Source organism: Halalkalibacter alkalisediminis (assembly GCF_028610705.1).
Classification (GTDB): Bacteria; Bacillota; Bacilli; order Bacillales; family Bacillaceae_D; genus Halalkalibacter; species Halalkalibacter alkalisediminis.
On the sequence record NZ_JAQQWT010000003.1, the window covers coordinates 1 to 17,248 of the forward strand.

The 17,248-nt window shown below is 39.7% G+C and carries 15 protein-coding genes and 2 pseudogenes; 1 reads left to right on the forward strand and 16 read right to left on the reverse strand.

Translation table 11 applies throughout. From position 1 onward, the window contains the following. Positions 1–76: 76 nt before the first annotated feature. The 12 genes and pseudogenes from PQ474_RS04870 to PQ474_RS04925 all read right to left on the reverse strand — a co-directional run. Positions 77–766, reverse strand: a pseudogene (locus PQ474_RS04870) (DMT family transporter); the annotation flags it as partial. Between the two features lie 161 nt (positions 767–927). Beyond that, positions 928–2,055 (reverse strand): NAD(P)/FAD-dependent oxidoreductase, encoded by a 1,128-nt coding sequence (locus PQ474_RS04875; protein WP_273840924.1) that lies wholly within the window; start codon positions 2,053–2,055, stop codon positions 928–930. 165 nt (positions 2,056–2,220) lie between these two features. Further along, a complete protein-coding gene (mbcS, locus tag PQ474_RS04880; RefSeq protein ID WP_273840925.1) occupies positions 2,221–3,807 on the reverse strand; it encodes an acyl-CoA synthetase MbcS in 1,587 nt (528 codons plus the stop codon). A 105-nt stretch (positions 3,808–3,912) separates the two neighbouring features. Beyond that, positions 3,913–4,461: a hypothetical protein gene (locus PQ474_RS04885; RefSeq protein ID WP_273840926.1), complete on the reverse strand. Its 549-nt coding sequence runs from the start codon at positions 4,459–4,461 to the stop codon at positions 3,913–3,915. A 20-nt stretch (positions 4,462–4,481) separates the two neighbouring features. Continuing rightward, on the reverse strand, positions 4,482–6,131 hold the full coding sequence (locus PQ474_RS04890; protein WP_273840927.1) for a solute symporter family protein: 1,650 nt from the start codon (positions 6,129–6,131) through the stop codon (positions 4,482–4,484). Beyond that, positions 6,132–6,404 carry a hypothetical protein gene (locus tag PQ474_RS04895; RefSeq protein WP_273840928.1) on the reverse strand — a complete coding sequence of 91 codons (273 nt, stop codon included), beginning with the start codon at positions 6,402–6,404 and terminating at the stop codon, positions 6,132–6,134. It abuts the gene before it with no gap. A 517-nt stretch (positions 6,405–6,921) separates the two neighbouring features. Next, positions 6,922–7,107, reverse strand: coding sequence for a hypothetical protein (locus PQ474_RS04900; RefSeq protein ID WP_273840929.1), 186 nt, complete (start codon positions 7,105–7,107; stop codon positions 6,922–6,924). A gap of 30 nt (positions 7,108–7,137) precedes the next feature. Beyond that, positions 7,138–8,022 (reverse strand): pyridoxal 5'-phosphate synthase lyase subunit PdxS, encoded by an 885-nt coding sequence (gene pdxS, locus PQ474_RS04905; protein ID WP_273840930.1) that lies wholly within the window; start codon positions 8,020–8,022, stop codon positions 7,138–7,140. Between the two features lie 128 nt (positions 8,023–8,150). Beyond that, positions 8,151–9,698 carry an L-glutamate gamma-semialdehyde dehydrogenase gene (gene pruA, locus PQ474_RS04910; RefSeq protein WP_273840931.1) on the reverse strand — a complete coding sequence of 516 codons (1,548 nt, stop codon included), beginning with the start codon at positions 9,696–9,698 and terminating at the stop codon, positions 8,151–8,153. Between the two features lie 41 nt (positions 9,699–9,739). Next, on the reverse strand, positions 9,740–9,988 hold the full coding sequence (locus PQ474_RS04915; protein WP_273840932.1) for a biotin/lipoyl attachment domain-containing protein: 249 nt from the start codon (positions 9,986–9,988) through the stop codon (positions 9,740–9,742). Between the two features lie 11 nt (positions 9,989–9,999). Continuing rightward, positions 10,000–11,262, reverse strand: a complete 1,263-nt coding sequence (locus PQ474_RS04920) for a Glu/Leu/Phe/Val family dehydrogenase (RefSeq protein WP_273840933.1) — start codon at positions 11,260–11,262, stop codon at positions 10,000–10,002. Positions 11,263–11,297: 35 nt separating this feature from the next. Then, positions 11,298–12,494, reverse strand: coding sequence for an ornithine--oxo-acid transaminase (locus PQ474_RS04925; RefSeq protein WP_273840934.1), 1,197 nt, complete (start codon positions 12,492–12,494; stop codon positions 11,298–11,300). A 284-nt stretch (positions 12,495–12,778) separates the two neighbouring features. Between PQ474_RS04925 and PQ474_RS04930 the strand changes: the two genes are divergently transcribed. Then, the gene (locus PQ474_RS04930) at positions 12,779–14,239 is read left to right on the forward strand and encodes a sigma-54 interaction domain-containing protein (RefSeq protein WP_273840935.1); all 1,461 of its coding nucleotides are present in this window, start codon (positions 12,779–12,781) and stop codon (positions 14,237–14,239) included. 69 nt (positions 14,240–14,308) lie between these two features. Here the strand turns inward: PQ474_RS04930 and PQ474_RS04935 are convergent. The 4 genes and pseudogenes from PQ474_RS04935 to PQ474_RS04950 all read right to left on the reverse strand — a co-directional run. After that, positions 14,309–14,461 (reverse strand): annotated as a pseudogene (locus PQ474_RS04935) (YfcC family protein); the annotation flags it as partial. A gap of 53 nt (positions 14,462–14,514) precedes the next feature. After that, positions 14,515–15,735: a YfcC family protein gene (locus PQ474_RS04940; protein WP_273840936.1), complete on the reverse strand. Its 1,221-nt coding sequence runs from the start codon at positions 15,733–15,735 to the stop codon at positions 14,515–14,517. A 21-nt stretch (positions 15,736–15,756) separates the two neighbouring features. Further along, positions 15,757–16,932 carry a M20 family metallopeptidase gene (locus PQ474_RS04945; RefSeq protein WP_273840937.1) on the reverse strand — a complete coding sequence of 392 codons (1,176 nt, stop codon included), beginning with the start codon at positions 16,930–16,932 and terminating at the stop codon, positions 15,757–15,759. A gap of 65 nt (positions 16,933–16,997) precedes the next feature. Further along, the gene (locus tag PQ474_RS04950; RefSeq protein WP_337956344.1) at positions 16,998–17,234 is read right to left on the reverse strand and encodes an alanine:cation symporter family protein; all 237 of its coding nucleotides are present in this window, start codon (positions 17,232–17,234) and stop codon (positions 16,998–17,000) included. Between the last annotated feature and the right edge of the window lie 14 nt (positions 17,235–17,248).

Consider the following 17,248-nt stretch of genomic DNA (forward strand, 5'->3'; position numbering starts at 1 on the left):
CAAGAAAATGTCTTGGTTGGAAAACTTCATACGAAGCGTTTTGGGAAGAAGTGTCGCAGTTAGATTGACAAACCGTCAATAAATAAAACCATACAGCAAATTGAACGATAGAAGCCATAATGGCGAGCCAACCCAAGATAATAATGGAATTTAATGAAAGAATAAAATAAGGTGTTTCAAGAATGAAGCTAGCCACTAATAAAATTAGACCACCTAATAACATCTGATAAGCAGTTAACACCCACGTATCAAAAAGATCGCCCCACTTTTTTATAAGTAGCGTACCAATCGCCCAAGACACTGCAGATAGAAAACCTAATATTGTTCCAACTTTAAAATCTAGATGCGCTCCTAGTGTAATAAAAACTCCAATAAACCCAATGCTTACTCCTAGCCATTGGCGAAACCCATATTTTATCTTTAAAAATAATGTAGCAAGCACCACTACAAGTAAGGGATTAATAAAAGTGAGAATAGATGTTTCTCCAGCGTTAATCGTCCTCAACGCAACGAAAATACACCCCATCACTCCAGCCGTCTGCGCAAGCCCTATGAGCGTAATTTTAAACCACTCACCCCTTTGTTTAGGGTGTTCTCTTTTAAATACTTTAACAATAACCGCCATAATGATCCCTGCAAATGTAAAACGAAGAGCCACTAGTAAGAGTGGAGAAGAGTAAGCTAACCCTAGTTTCCCTATCGCAAACGAAGATCCCATCAATGCTGTTGTTAAGATGACTAGAAGTGAAAAAATGATCTTATTCATATGAACCCCTATCTTATATCTTCTAACCTGTTTAGTAATCATAACAATTTGCTTCTTTTTTTCTATCTATTATTGTTCAATGTCCACGAACCTATTTCCTCTTTTTACCACCGTTTCATCAAAATAAAAAGAACCGAGTTGGTTCTTTTCAAGGAATATTATCATTTTTTCACTAACTCAATAGCAACGGTTGTAGCATAGAGTTCAAGATCAATCTCCGTCTCTTTTCCAAGTGCTAACTTAGCAAGTTCAGCACCGAGATAAGGTCCAACGGTAAGCCCTGATGATCCTAATCCATTGGCAACCAAAAGCCCTTGGTAATGAGGAATAGCCCCTATTACAGGTAAAAAGTTAGGAGCAACTGGTCGAAAACCAACTTTTATCTCAGACACTGTACTATCTTCTAATTCTGGAGCCACTTTCAGTGCTTTATCCAATATCTCGTGAACCCCACCAACCGTCACACGGCGGTCAAACCCTTGATCATCTTCATGAGTGGCACCGGCCACAATTCTCCCCCCTTCAAACGCTAGCAAATATTGATTAGAGGGCGGCATTACGACAGGCCATGAGCTTGTGTCGGTATCTGGCTGGTCAAGATGAATAATTTGTGCTTTTTGTGGCTCAATTTTAAAATGAATGCCTAGCGGAAGCAACAACTCTTTCGCCCAAGCCCCTGCTGTTACTAAAACCTGATTAGCCGACAACGTATTCCCTTCATACTGAATACCAGTTACTTGGTTTCCATCAAAAGCCAACTGTGCATCTGCACGAATATAAGTCGCACCATTTTTTTGAGCTGCAGAAATCAAAGCCTCACAAAGCGCTTTTCCATTGACACGGGCTGCTCCACTCACGTGAATGGAGCCAAATTCAATTGAAAGTAGTGGAAACAATGCTTTTGTTTCGCTAGGCGATAATCTTGTTACTTCTCCAATTTCCGGTGCTTCGGTAAAGCGTTTTCGAACTCTCTCTTCCATTTTATCTAGCTTTTCTTCATCGGTTTGAAGACTGACCGCACCTACTTTTGCATAACCTGTTTCCGTCTCTCCTTCAGCTTCTAATTCCGCAATAAGTGAAGGATAATATTTCGCTCCCCCTCTCGCTAATTGATACCACGCCTTGTTACGGCGCTGCGACAGCCACGGACAAACTATTCCAGCTGCTGCATTGGTTGCTTTCCCTTTTTCCTCTCTATCTACTAGAGTGACCTTTGCACCGGACTTTGCTAAATGAAAAGCTGCTGTCGCGCCTAAAATTCCTGCTCCAACTACTATATATGAATTCATAAAAAAACACCTTCAATTTTATTATTACTTACTTTCCTCTACTCTATTGTACTCATGAAGTACAACATAACTCAAGAAAATGACTAAATGAAGGATCTTCATAAACCTATCAAACCAAATAAAGACTCAATTGTTCAACCGAACAATTGAGCTTTTGATCAGGTATTATAAAGCACTTTTGCTTTTTTCAAGCTGTCTTAATTCAATACGACGGATTTTTCCTGAAGTTGTTTTAGGCAATTCATCAATGAATTCGATTGCTCTTGGGTATTTATACGGAGCCGTCATCAGTTTGACATGCTCTTGTAATTCGCTTATCAATCCTTCGCTGCCCTCTGTTTGATCTTTTAAAACAATAAAGGCTTTGACAATGGAGCCTCTAATTTCGTCAGGTGCTGCGACGACCGCACATTCTTTCACCGCAGGGTGTCTAACGAGCGCATCTTCCACTTCAAAAGGACCAATCGTATAGCCAGAACTAATGATTATATCATCAGAACGCCCCTCAAACCAAAAATATCCATCTTCATCTAGTGAGGCTTGATCTCCTGTTAAATACCAATCACCACGGAAGGCAGCGGCCGTTCTCTCTGGATCATTTAAATAGCCTTTAAATAGCGCCGGTGTGCTACGATGAACAGCTATATCCCCTACCTGACCAACAGATACAGGTTGGCCCTCCTCATCGATAATCGCTATTTGATTTCCTGGTGTCGGCTTACCCATCGATCCTGATTTCACTTCCATCCCCATTAGAGTACCGACTAATAATGAATTTTCTGTTTGTCCGTATCCATCACGTACTTGAACATTAAAATGCTTTTTAAATGTATCAATCACTTCTTTGTTTAATGGTTCTCCAGCACTCACTGTACTTCGCATAGACGGGATATTAAATCGTTCAAGCCCATCTAGTTTCGCCATTAAGCGATATTCTGTAGGTGTACAACAAAGGACGTTAACTTTATATTTTTCCATTAAGCTTAAGTATTTCTCAGGATTAAATTTCCCATTATAAACCAATCCGGTTGCACCAGATCCCAAGGTTGACATAAAAGGGGTCCAATTCCATTTTGCCCAACCAGGTGCAGCTGTTGCCCAAACGACATCGTCCTCTTTTACATCAAGCCATAATTTAGCAGCAACCGCTTGATGCGCATAAGCCCAACTATGCGGGTGTATAACACCTTTTGGATTCCCAGTTGTACCTGACGTATAATTTAGAAAAGCTATATCACTCCCTTTCGTTTGAACGATTTCAAACTGCTCAGACTCTGATTTTACTAAGTGATCATAATTGATCCAACCTTCCGTTTCTTTTCCTACCGTAATAAAATGCTTTAAACTCTTAGCCCTAGAACGGATTTGATCAAATCGATCTGTTAAACTATCGATGCAAATCGTCGCTTTAGCCTTTGAATGCTCCGCACGATATAAAAGATCCTTTTCTCTTAACATCTCGGATCCAGGGGAAATGATTAGTCCAAGTTTTAAAGCCCCAAGATAAATGGAGTATGCTTCAGGAATCCGAGGAAGCGTAATGATGATTGTATCACCTTTTTGTAAACCAATCTTTTTAAATGCACTGGCAACTCGGTTAGACTCTTTCCTTAAGTTCAAATAAGTGACTTCTCTTGTTTCTCCCTCTTCATTTTCCCAAAGTAGTGCTAACTTTTCTGCTTGGTCGGCATACCGATCAATATCTTGAGCCATATTATAGTATTCCGGTGCATGTAAATTTAGTTGATTCATCATCTTCTCTCCCTAACTGATTAGAATGGCCTTTGCCAATCTAACGTTTTGTAGTTTTAAAGATTTCTTGCATTTTCTATCTTCATAGATACTCACCTTACAGCATTAGCTGATTGTGCCAGTCGGCATAATGATATAGTAGATACTAGCAAAAAAGATGAAAACAGCCATAACAGATAGATACGCTTTAATGCCTTGAAATTCCTGTGTCACTTCTAAAATTTTCACACAAATTAAATACATCCATCCAACACCTAAAACTAGAGGCAATAATAAGATTAGCCCACCAGCCCCTACTAGAAAAGGAACTCCAAGAAGACCTGGAACTAATGAGATAGAAACAAAATTGTTTATTTCCCTCATCCTACCTGGACCTCCGAATCCTCGTGCCCCTGCCCAAAGGAGAAGAGTAAGTCCAAATTTTGTTATGATCACAGTTAGCAGACCAAACAACACGAATAGAAAAGGGACAATTACTCTTCGAAGCATGGGTGATTCAAAGCTTACAATATAGTTGGCGTTAGCGATGATGGAAAAAATACCGTAACCAAGGCCAACAACAAGAAGGATCATTCGACTATACAACACGGCCTTCGGGGTATTAGCAAATATCCGGAAAGCTTGTGCATCTAAAGCAATCATTCTTCCAAACAATCGAAATCCTCCTTAATTCATTACATATTCCAAGGTAAAATTGCCCATATGGCAATAACTGTACAAAAGATGACCGTAACCGCAGCCCCCAGTTTACTATTGTATCGATAAGGCTGAACATCGTTCCAACCATGGATTCTTTCTACTAAAGCTTCATCTGCTTCAGGAGTTAGTTTTCCTTTTAATGCCGGTATTCGGTTCGTTACATAGGACACAACAATTAATAGTATAAAACTAACAGGCACGGCGAGCATAGCTCCGGAAAGTCCCATACCATCCGTTATCCCATGCCCAGTTAAAACAATACTCGGGAATACAAATGGTGAAACTACGATATAGAGCAAACCACCAATAACAGATGCAGAAATCGCACCAATTCGGTTTGCTTCCTTCCACCAAACACCCATCAAGATTAATGGGGCATTTGTTACTCCGGCGAGACCAAAGGCCCAGAGGATACTTACAACAAGAAAAGCTGGTGGATTAATAGCTAGCAAAATACTGACGATTCCACCAAAAAAGATGGCTATATACCCAAGGCGAACGCGCATTTTATTGGTTAGGTTCGGTTTTAATGTTGTGACAATATCTTGTGACAATAGGGCACCAATCGCTAATAAGTTACCACTTAACGTTGAAAGACCTGCTGAAATGGCACCTGCAATGACAAGGGCTGTGACCCATTCAGGGTTGTAAACTAAATTCAAAATGAGTGTAAGTTTGTCAGCATCCGCATCTGAAATGACAATACCCTGAGACTCTGTAGCGAACACACCAACAAAGCCCATTGCATAAGTAGCAGAGAAAACAAGACCAAGTATAAATGCGAACCAGACCATTGCAGATCTTGCACTCTTTAAACTAGATGCTGTATAAATTCTCATAGCTAGATGTGGTAGCCCGAGAGCTCCAATTGTCAGAGCAGGAATAATGGAAAAATACCACTTAGGCGAGTATTGGTAATCAAAAAATCCTGGCATTGCTTCAAGCATCGAAGGCACCATGTCCGCATAAAGAAGCGGTGGGAAATACCAGCCACTGCCACCAACAGCTTTCATAATAGCACCGAGTGGCACGATGAACATAAGTGCCATAATCACCATCTGAATAGCTGCATTATTAGTAGCCCCAGCCATTCCGCCAAGTGTAATGTAACCAACTATAATCAGACCACCTACAATTAAACCTGTCATATATGGGATTCCAAGAACGGTTTCAAATGCAAGGGCAATTCCAATCATTTGACCAAGAGCGTACATAATGGATACGAGAATCATAAAAAGAGCCGCAATGATCGATGCACTCACCCCGTATCGTTCTCGAATAAAATGTGTTGGAGAAAAGGCTCCCATCCTACGAAGACACGTCCCGTAAATAATTGTAATAAGAGGGATTGCGAGAATGAGCTGAATCCAAAGAATAATAAAAGGAACTTGAAGCTTTAAAATTAGTGCAGTGATGCCGAGAAATGTAGCAAGGCTCATATATGTAGAGGCCATTGCCAACCCATTCGTAAGTGGTCCTACACTTGCTCCGGCGACGTATAGATCCTGAACCGATTTACTATTACGATTTGAAATATAGCCAACTACATAAAATAGCAAAAATGTTGCAATGATTGCAGCGATTCCAAGTAGTGGATTAGATAATTGCCATGCTTGTTCTGCCATCTACAACACTCCCTTCTGCTTCTCGGTATCAACTGTCATAGCGCTCTCTCGGTCAATCTCATCATCAATATGATTGCCAATCTTGCCCGCTATGATGGTTAAAATAAAAATACCGAACCAACCAAGGAGAATAGGAATGATATACATAACTGGAAAACCGAACAACATTCCACCAACTGGAAAAATAGAAAAAAACAATCCTGCATTACCAACAACGATAAAAACAAGAGACATCACAACAGTAAACCAAACTTCTTTTTTATAAGCTCCCATATGTACCCCCTAAAAATAAGTTAACTTCTTTAAAAAGAGCGACCGCTCAGTTCGTTAACACCCTCACCCTTTTGCATTTTCTTGAGAGACTCTACTAGTTGGTTGTTTAGCTTTTTCTAACATTCCAAAATGTTTTTCAGGATTCACCTCCCCTTTCTTTTTCAACAAAGCTACGTACATTTAACTTGGCTGAGTAATGTGTTTTAATTTACCTCCCTATCCAGAATATAGTTTTATTGTAACCGCTTTCAAATTAGTGTCAAGACATATTTAAATATTCAGAAAAACTATTAGGTCATGACCAATTATAGAAAGGGTAGGACTTAACTCGTTTTGCCTACTAATTTTTTATTCATCCTTTTTTCTAGTATAATTTGATAGTTTCCCCGTAAGATTTGATTGAAATAGAGCTCAGCAGGTATGATACCCTTAACCAAAGCCTTTTTTCTAAGCTACCGAAAAGGCTACCATACCCTCTACTCCAAAACAGTTATACCACTATGTTTCCTACTATTTTCTAAAAATTATATTTTACGGAGTCAATATGTTTTGAACTGTTGTTTTTGACAAGTCCCTTGTTACTTACATAATTAGAAAACATAGGATTCCTTTTAACTTTCTTCATCTTTTCGTCCATCAACTCAGGTACTACATGCTCATCTCTTATAATTTTCTTTTGCCACTCCATCCAGTCTATGTCCATTTGTAAAACTCCACTCTAATTAGATTGTTGTTACCAACCGCGCTCCTGCATTCGTTCAGACGGATTCAATGAAGAGATTTCAATCCCTTTCATCGCTGTTCCAAGCCCTTTTGAAAGCTCAGCAATTAAGCCATAGTCTTCATAGTGAGTCGTTGCTTCTACGATCGCACGAGCAAACTTTTCAGGGTTCTCTGATTTAAAGATTCCTGAACCTACAAACACTCCATCTGCACCTAATTGCATCATTAATGCTGCATCAGCCGGGGTAGCCACTCCGCCCGCCGCAAAGTTCACAACAGGCAATTTGCCCGTCTCCTTTATTTGCAGTAATAGTTCAAATGATGCGCCTAAGTTCTTTGCTTCCGTCATTAATTCATCTGTAGACATTTGTTTTACTTTTTGGATTTGCCCTTGAATCATACGCATGTGACGAACAGCCTCAACAATGTTCCCCGTACCAGGCTCCCCTTTTGTCCGAATCATCGAAGCCCCTTCACTTATACGCCTAGATGCTTCCCCTAGATCTCGTGCCCCACAAACAAACGGAACCGTGAATTCACGCTTATACAAATGAAACACTTCATCAGCAGGGGTTAACACTTCACTTTCATCTATATAATCAACACCCATTGCTTCAAGCACTCGTGCTTCTACAACATGACCGATCCGAGCTTTTGCCATAACTGGAACCGATACGGCATTCAACACTTCTTCAACAATCGTTGGATCTGCCATACGCGCCACTCCACCGGCCGCACGAATGTCAGCAGGCACACGTTCTAATGCCATCACCGCGACTGCTCCAGCTTGCTCTGCTATTTTAGCTTGTTCCGCGTTAATGACATCCATAATTACGCCACCTTTTTGCATTTCTGCCATCCCACGTTTTACTCGTTCTGTTCCTATATTCTGCATATCATTTCCTCCATCAGCCTCTACTTTGATACATGTATCTGTTAACTTATCGCTTTCTCTTTCCTTTTAGCTATATGCTAAAAACTTCCCTACCCATAAAATGAGTAGGGAAGTTAAAAACTGCGGTATTAATACATTTCTGATACTGTTTTCGCTTGCATGTGAAGCGCTAAGTAATCAGGTCCACCTGCTTTAGAATCCGTACCAGACATCTTAAAACCACCAAACGGATGGTATCCAACAATAGCTCCTGTACAATTGCGATTGAAATACAAATTACCGACATGGAAACCTTGTTTTGCTTGTTCAATATGAGCTCGATTATTCGTAATCACTGCACCGGTAAGTCCGTATTCGGTATTATTGGCGATTTCGATTGCATGGTCAAAGTCTCTTGCTTTACTAAAGCCAACGACTGGACCAAAGATTTCTTCCTGCATAATTCTTGAATTAGGATCTAAGTTAGCAAATACAGTCGGTTGAATAAAGAATCCTTTAGAATCGTCTCCTTCTCCACCTGCCACAAGTTGCCCTTCTTCTTTTCCAATTTCTACATAGCTCATGATTTTATCAAAGGCCGCTTTGTCCACAACTGGACCCATGTAGATATCACGTGTTGTAGGTTCTCCAACAGATAATTCCTTTGTCAAACGTACAACTTTTTCTAGCACCTCATCATACACATCTTGGTGAACCACAGCACGTGAACCTGCTGAACATTTTTGTCCAGAGAATCCAAATGCTGATGTGACAATCGCTTCAGCCGCTAAGTCTAAATCGACTTCGCTATCAACAACCACTGTATCCTTCCCACCCATTTCAACGATTACACGTTTTAAATGTTGCTGCCCTGGGTGAACAACCGCAGCTCTTTCATATAGACGAACGCCGACATCACGAGACCCTGTAAAGGTAATTAAGCTCGTTTTCCGATGGTCTACTAAATAATCGCCCACTTCTGCACCACTACCTGGAATGAAGTTAACAACCCCTCTTGGTAAACCTGCTTCTTCTAGAACTTCAACAAATTTATAAGCTACAACCGGTGTTGTGCTTGCTGGTTTTAAAAGAACCGTATTTCCGGTTACAATTGGCGCTACCGTTGTTCCTGCCATAATGGCAAAAGCAAAGTTCCAAGGTGAAATCGTCACACACACACCCGTCGGCGTATAAATATACTGATTTTGTTCACCTACTCGGCTATTAATAGCCTTACCGTCCTTTAACTCAATCATTTGGCGCGCATAATACTCAAGGAAGTCAATCCCTTCAGCCGTGTCACCATCAGCTTCTTTCCAAGGCTTACCTGCTTCTTTGACAAGCCAAGCAGAAAATTCATGCTTGCGGCGGCGAATGATGGCTGCTGCTCGGATTAAAATATTAGCTCTTTCTTCAGGATTAATGTATCTCCATGTTTGAAATGCTTGATCTGCAGCTTCAATTGCCGCTTCCGCTATTTCCTTATCTGCTTTTGAAACAACTCCAACGACCTCTTCTTTATTCGATGGATTATTTGAAACGATTTTCGCTTCTGTCGTAATACGCTTACCGCCGACGATTAATGGGTATTCTTTACCAAGTTCTTTCTCGACACTTCGAAGTGCTTCTTCAAACGCAATTCTATTTTCTTCTAAACCAAAATCAGTAAATGGTTCGTGCTTATAAGTTGTTAACATATCTACTTCCTCCAAGTTTCTCAATTTTATTGTTTTCTAGATTAATCACAACCAGTTGGACTTGTATCTTCTTCCAATACAGCTAACGTCATCTGTATACATACTCTTTCACCCTGAGTGACATGCACTTTCGAGACGATCCCACTAGCCCCTAGTTCCACTTTCTTAACGGCTCCGTTTGGTGTTCTAATAAAAAACAAAGGTTCCCACTCATATACAAAAGCCCCTTCATGTACGCATACTTTTTCTACGATCCCATCAGATAAACTATCTACTGCTAGGTAACCCACTAGAATCCCCCCTAAACCCAACCACGGAATCTTGATGCTTCTGCTGTCTTTCGCACACCAACCATATATGCAGCTAAGCGAGTATCTACTTTGTGCAAATTGGCAGTGTCAATTACTGAGTTAAAAGCACTAATTACTTTTGCTCGAAGTTTCTCACTTACTTCTTCTTCTGACCAGTAGTATCCTAGATTGTTTTGTACCCATTCAAAATAAGAAACGGTAACCCCACCAGAACTAGCTAACACATCTGGAACGATCAATATATCTCGATTCGTTAATATCGTTGTTGCTTCCATTGTCGTTGGTCCATTTGCTGCTTCGACCACAATAGAAGCTTTAATTTGATGAGCATTATCGCGCGTAATTTGATTGGCAACCGCCGCCGGTACTAATATGTCACACTCACGTTCAAGTAGTTCTTGATTGGTAATCGTATTTTTAAACAAATTCGTTACAGTTCCAAATGAATCACGTTTTTCTAGTAAGTAATTAATGTCCAAACCATTCTCATCGTATAAAGCTGCATAAGCATCAGAGACCCCAATGATTTTTGCCCCTTGTTCTGATAAGATTTTTGCCAAATATCCACCAGCATTACCGAAACCTTGAATGATAATTTTTGCTCCGACAATGTTCATTTCTTTTTTCTTAGCCGCTTCTTCTATACAAATTGCCACTCCCATAGCGGTTGCAGTTTCTCTACCATAAGAGCCTCCTAATACGACTGGCTTACCTGTAATAAAGCCAGGTGAATCAAATTCACGAATCCGACTATACTCATCCATCATCCAGGCCATGACTTGAGAGTTAGTAAAAACATCAGGTGCTGGAATATCTTTAGTAGGGCCTACTAATTGACTTATTGCTCTAACATACCCTCTACTCAAGCGCTCGAGTTCCGAAAAGGACATCGTTCTTGGATCACAAACGATTCCACCTTTCCCGCCACCATATGGTACATTGACAATCCCACATTTTAAGGTCATCCACATAGATAAAGCTTTAACATCATCTTCTGTTACTTCAGGGTGAAACCGAATGCCACCTTTTGTCGGACCAACTGCATCATTATGCTGCGCGCGGTAGCCGGTAAACACTTTTATGTCTCCGTTATCCATACGTATGGGGATTCGGACGGTTAACATACGAACAGGTTCTTTCAGCAATTCAAACATCTCATCTTTATAACCTAACTTACTCAAGGCTTGTTTGATAACTTGTTGTGTTGACGACAGCACGCTTGCCTCTTTGCTTTTTTCGATGACAGCTTCCACGGACATCCACCTCATTTTTTATTTTTGCAAAGCCATTAACGGCCGAGTACTTTTTGAATTTTTTCGATCGCCCAATCAAGATCTTCCTTCTCAATCACAAGTGGCGGTGCAAAGCGAATCACATTTTCATGGGTTTCTTTACAAAGCAGACCTTCTTCTTTTAATTGTTCGCAATATTTTCTTGCAGGTTCTTTTAATTCAACGCCGATAAATAAACCTCTACCTCGGATTTCTTGAATCATTGGATTGTTTATTTTTTCTAATTGTTCCTTTAAATAAGTTCCTAGTTCATGTGAACGTTGAACGAGGTTTTCTTCTTCGATGACTTCAAGTGCTGCAAGTGAAACCGCACAAGCAAGCGGATTCCCACCAAATGTTGAACCATGAGACCCTGGCTCAAATACACCTAAAACATCTTCATTGGCTGCAATAACAGAAATCGGAAATACCCCGCCGCCAAGTGCTTTACCTAAAATATACATATCAGGTACAACATTTTCCCACTCACAAGCAAATAGTTTTCCAGAGCGTCCAAGGCCCGCTTGAATCTCATCGGCGATAAATAAAACATTCCCCTCTTTACACCATTCAGATGCTTCTTTCAAAAATCCATTTCTAGGGATCCTAATTCCCGCTTCACCTTGAATTGGCTCAAGCATAAAAGCTGCAGTATTAGGTGTAATAGCTTCTTTTAAAGCATCGATATCACCATAAGGAATTATTTTAATGCCTGGAAGCATAGGACCAAATCCACGTTTATAGGCATCATTAGAAGAAAGAGAAACAGCAGCCATCGTTCGACCATGAAAGTTTTCTTCACAAACGATTATTTCCGCTTGATTATCTGCTACACCTTTTACGTCATAAGCCCATCTACGTGCTGTTTTTATAGCCGTTTCCACCGCCTCAGCACCTGTGTTCATCGGAAGGATCATCTCTTTACCTGTTAACTTAGCTACTTTCTCATAAAAAGGCGCTAACTGATCATTATGGAAAGCACGAGATGTTAATGTGATCTTATCAGCTTGTTTTTTTAAAGCATCTACTATTTTCGGATGGCAGTGACCTTGGTTTACTGCAGAATAAGCACTTAACATATCTAAATATTTATTTCCTTCAGGGTCCTTTACCCAAGCCCCTTTTGCCTCTGAAATAACAACCGGTAATGGATGATAATTTCTAGCTCCAAATGTTTCTGTTTTTTTTATAATTGTCGACGTGAACATTGTCATTCCTCCTTTAGAAAATCCAACTCTTTTTTCTATTCACATTTATACCTGCAAGTTCTATGCCAACTTTCAAAACAGGTAAACGAACGTATCTTCTTTCAAAAAAGAAAGTTTTTTTACTATTTTGTATAAAAAATTTTACATACGAAAATTTTTTATACAAAATAACTAAACCCCATAACAAATAAACGGTTTTCATAAAAAAAATTGTCATTCTAAACGTTCACGTTTAAACTTAAAGAAAGAGACAAACAAACTGGAGAAATTTAATAGAGAGGAGCTTTTCCATGCACTTAAACAAAAATGAATTCAATCAATTAATAAAAATCTATCAAACTATATTGAATGAAATTGATGTTGGAGTCCACGCCATCAATGAATCTGGTAAGACTGTTATATATAATCATAAGATGATGGAGATAGAATCCCTTTCAGAAGAAGACGTTTTCAATAAGGATTTCTTAGACGTATTTGAATTTGAAGAGGGTCAAAGAAGTACTTTACTCGAAGCATTGTTCAAGAAAAAGACGTTTAGAAATGTGAAACAGACGTATTTCACCAAAAACGGCAAAGCCATTACGACGATCAATCATACGTTCCCGATCTACTCGGATGATGAGGTGATTGGAGCGATAGAGATCGCTAAAGATGTAACAAAACTAGAAAATTTAATAAAAAATAATTTGAATCTCAAGGGCGATACCCGTTTTACTTTTGATAGTTTAATTGGAGAGAGTGCTGCTATTAATGAAGTGATCGAAATTGCTAAAAGAGCAACGAGAACACCGTCCTCGGTGCTCATTATCGGGGAAACAGGCACTGGTAAGGAATTATTCGCACAAAGCATCCATAATGGAAGCGAACACTCCTCGGGTCCTTTCATTTCTCAAAACTGTGCAGCCATGCCTGATACACTTATTGAGAGTTTACTATTTGGAACGAAAAAAGGAGCATTCACAGGTGCAGCCGACCAAATTGGTTTATTTGAACAAGCTGAAGGGGGAACTCTTTTATTAGATGAAATTAATTCTCTAAGTCCCATGCTACAAGCTAAACTGCTAAGGGCCATTCAAGAAAAATCGATTAAGCGTATCGGTGATACGGTGAATCGAAAGGTTAACGTTCGAATTATTGCAACGATAAATGAAGATCCGGTGGAGGCCATCGCGAACAATCGGTTACGGAAAGACTTGTATTACCGTCTGAGTGTCGTCTCTCTATTTATTCCGCCTTTAAGAGAGAGAAAAGAAGACCTTTCATTTCTAGTTAAAAGTTTTATCCAGAAATATAATCATATCTTTCAAATGGAAGTCACAAATATTAGCGAAGAAGTCTTGCAACTCCTAAGACAATATGATTGGCCAGGAAATGTTAGAGAACTTGAACATGTGATCGAGGCCTCTATGAATGTACTGATTGGCGAATCGATCATTGATGTTTCTCACTTACCCTATCACTTCAGAAATAAATCATCCCTTGCATCACCGATTGAGTCATCCATGGTTGGAGTTTATGATACAAACAACGAAAGCAAACGTTCTACTGCTCAAGATCCTTTTATTCAAGCTGATTTAAGTAGTGATAGACCACGCGGGAATTTAAAAGACTATTTATTAAAAGCAGAAAAATACTATATTAAAAAATCACTGGAGGAAAATAAATATCATAAAACGAAAACAGCAGATGAACTGGGGTTGAGTAGACAAACTCTCCAGTACCGGATAAAGCGATTAAATATCGATGCATAGGAAAGCCCCCTCAAACTTTTGAGGGGGCTTCCTACCGTATCCTACTTCTAACATTCAACTAACTTATCACTACCAGCCCATATATTGAGCAATTACGAGAGCAACAGCTGAAATCGCAAGCCAAGTTACAATTAAAGGGGTAATGAATTTAATCCACTGTGTGAAAGATACTTGAGCAAGTGCTAACATCGCCATCACTAAGCTCACAGGGTAAATAAGATTCGTAAATCCATCACCAAACTGAAAGGCGAGGACAGCAGTTTGGCGCGAAACACCTAATAAATAAACAAGCCGTTCATAATAGGCATTGTAATCATCGCTTGTCCACTACCAGAACCGACAAAAAAGTTAAATAATCCTTGAACTACCATCATCCCTACTGCTGTAAGTGCTGTTGGCATTCCACTTAACACTTCGCTAACGCCATGTACAATCGTATCTAATATATTTCCTTCTTGAAGGATAACCGAAATCGATCTAGATAGTCCGATTACGACAACCGCTACGATCATTTTCTTAAAACCTTCATTAAATGACTCAGCAATCGCACTTGAATTCAGTCCGCAAATCAAGCCAAGAACGATACTCATTAGAGCATACCAACCTCCAATTTGAATAAAGTACCACCCCCAATTTAACAAACCGTAAATCATAACGCCCATTCCTACAATCAGAAAGACGATTGCTAAGAGATCTTTTTTAGTGGCCTTCCGAACTTCTTTTTCCTCTTCATCCATATATTGATGATCAATCCCATCTCCATATAGCAAACCTAAAGAAGGGTTTTTCTCAATTTTCCTTGCATAACGCCACACATACCAAATTCCGATTAACAAGACAGTAGCCAAGATGACCGAACGAAATTGAATACCTGAATATAACGGCAATTCAGCTAATGTTTGCGCTAGACCGACGGTTGCTGGAGCAGTAAGAGCCACCGAAAAACCTGCCCCTGTACTAACGAGCACCATTGCCGTAGCTGTTAATCGATCGTAACCCATTTTTAGAATGAGCGGAATCATAATAGGTACGTAAATCAGTGCAAGTTCCATCACACCCGTAAATGCTGTAAACAGTGCCATAGGAATCATCAACACCGGAATAACTAGAATTCTATTTTCACTAAATATTCTAATAATTAATTGAATAATAAGTGAGAGAAGACCCGTCCTTTCAATAATGACAAATAGGGCCCCTATCATAAATCCTCCAAAAATGATTTCTCCTGCTTGAACCATTCCAGTAGGGATCGCAAAAATCAAATCAAACAATGTTAAATTGGCACTCTCTATATACTGAAACGTCCCTGGAACAATGAGAAGGGCGCCTGTTGGCCCCTCTTCTCTTTCAAATTGTCCTTTCGGTACTAACAGAGTAGCTATATAAACCATTAAAAGCAACGAAAACAAAATAACATATACGTGAGGGAGTTTCCACTTTTTCTCTGGTTTCAGTTTAACATCCTGATTTACTTCATTACGTAAAGCTTTTTCCATTCCATCCGCCTCTTTCGTAATCTATTTTAAAAACTTAAACACAGAATGAACAAAAATCTTAACTCCGTATTGTAACGAATCTTCATCAATGTCAAAACGAGGATGGTGGTGTGGATAGGTGATTCCCTTTTCTTCATTCCCTGCTCCAATCCAGAAGTAAGCACTCGGAGCTTTTTGTTGAAAAGCTGAAAAATCTTCAGCACCCATATTAGGTTTTTGAATATCAACGGTTTCATCTCCATAAATATCACGGACTGTTTCTTCAATAGTTCGAGTCACTTTTTCATCATTAATGACCGGAAGATACCCACATTGATACTCAAGCTCATACGATGCCCCATGCGCATCAGTAATCCCTTTTACAATTCGTTCCATAAGTTCTGGTACGAGTTTGCGGAACTTCACATCAAAACTACGTACCGTTCCATTAATTTCAACAGAATTAGCCACCACATTGCCTGCCTCTCCTCCAACAAACTTTCCTATTGAAAGGACAAGGTTATCTAAAGGGTCTGTATTTCGCGCGACAATATGTTGAAGATTGGTGACGACTTGAGCCCCTATAGCGATACTATCAATCGCTTGATGCGGCATTCCACCATGGCCGCCTTTTCCGTTAATCGTAATCCAGAAACCATCTGTCGCTGCCATCATTGGACCATAAGCAATGCCAACTTTTCCAATCTCAAGAGTAGACATGAGGTGCGCTGCAATGACGATATCGACCCCTTCCATTACGCCAGCGTCTACCATTTCTTGAGCACCACCCGGGAAATGCTCCTCTGCATGTTGAAAGAAAAAGCGGACTTCCCCATGAATCTTATCCTTCATACTAGATAATATTTTCGCTGTTCCAAGTAACATGGCCGTATGACCATCATGAGCACACGCATGCATAACGCCTGGTACTCGCGAAGCGAACTCTAACGAATTTTCTTCTTCAATCGGTAATGCATCGATATCTGCACGAATCCCCAATGTTTTCCCAGGATTATCTCCGATTAAACGGGCCATGACGCTGTATTTTGTCGGACGAATAACCTCTAGATTACCAAATGATAACAGCGTCTCGTAGACAAATTGTGACGTTTTTTCTTCTTGGTAGGATAACTCAGGATTTTGGTGAAAATGACGTCTCCAGTCAATCACCTCTTTTTTAACACTTTCTATTGCTTGATCTAATGTTTGAGTAAACAATGGAGCGCCTCCTCTAAATAATTTATAAGCTCTAGAAAAATAATTTTACGCAAAAACGATATAGATTAATCTAATTTCCTAGTCGTGATATCTTCATCTTGTTTAACACGCGATTGGTCACGCTTTGCAAAATAATCAACTGTAATCTCTTTTACTTTTTCGCTTAATAAAAGAAGAGCTATCATATTAGGGATGACAATAAACGCTAACATGATATCTAATAAGGACCAGACTAATAACAAGCTCCCTACAGAACCAAACAGGATCGAACCGATACTTAAATATCGAATAACGATCGATATTTTATGACCGAATA

Bases quoted from the DNA above. Each gene is read 5' to 3' on its own strand.
- PQ474_RS04875 (WP_273840924.1), bottom strand. From the start codon at position 2,055: ATGAATTCATATATAGTAGTTGGAGCAGGAATTTTAGGCGCGACAGCA.
- mbcS (WP_273840925.1), bottom strand. From the start codon at position 3,807: ATGAATCAACTAAATTTACATGCACCGGAATACTATAATATGGCTCAA.
- PQ474_RS04890 (WP_273840927.1), bottom strand. From the start codon at position 6,131: ATGGCAGAACAAGCATGGCAATTATCTAATCCACTACTTGGAATCGCT.
- PQ474_RS04895 (WP_273840928.1), bottom strand. From the start codon at position 6,404: ATGGGAGCTTATAAAAAAGAAGTTTGGTTTACTGTTGTGATGTCTCTT.
- PQ474_RS04900 (WP_273840929.1), bottom strand. From the start codon at position 7,107: ATGGACATAGACTGGATGGAGTGGCAAAAGAAAATTATAAGAGATGAG.
- pdxS (WP_273840930.1), bottom strand. From the start codon at position 8,022: ATGCAGAATATAGGAACAGAACGAGTAAAACGTGGGATGGCAGAAATG.
- pruA (WP_273840931.1), bottom strand. From the start codon at position 9,698: ATGTTAACAACTTATAAGCACGAACCATTTACTGATTTTGGTTTAGAA.
- PQ474_RS04925 (WP_273840934.1), bottom strand. From the start codon at position 12,494: ATGACAATGTTCACGTCGACAATTATAAAAAAAACAGAAACATTTGGA.
- PQ474_RS04930 (WP_273840935.1), top strand. From the start codon at position 12,779: ATGCACTTAAACAAAAATGAATTCAATCAATTAATAAAAATCTATCAA.
- PQ474_RS04940 (WP_273840936.1), bottom strand. From the start codon at position 15,735: ATGGAAAAAGCTTTACGTAATGAAGTAAATCAGGATGTTAAACTGAAA.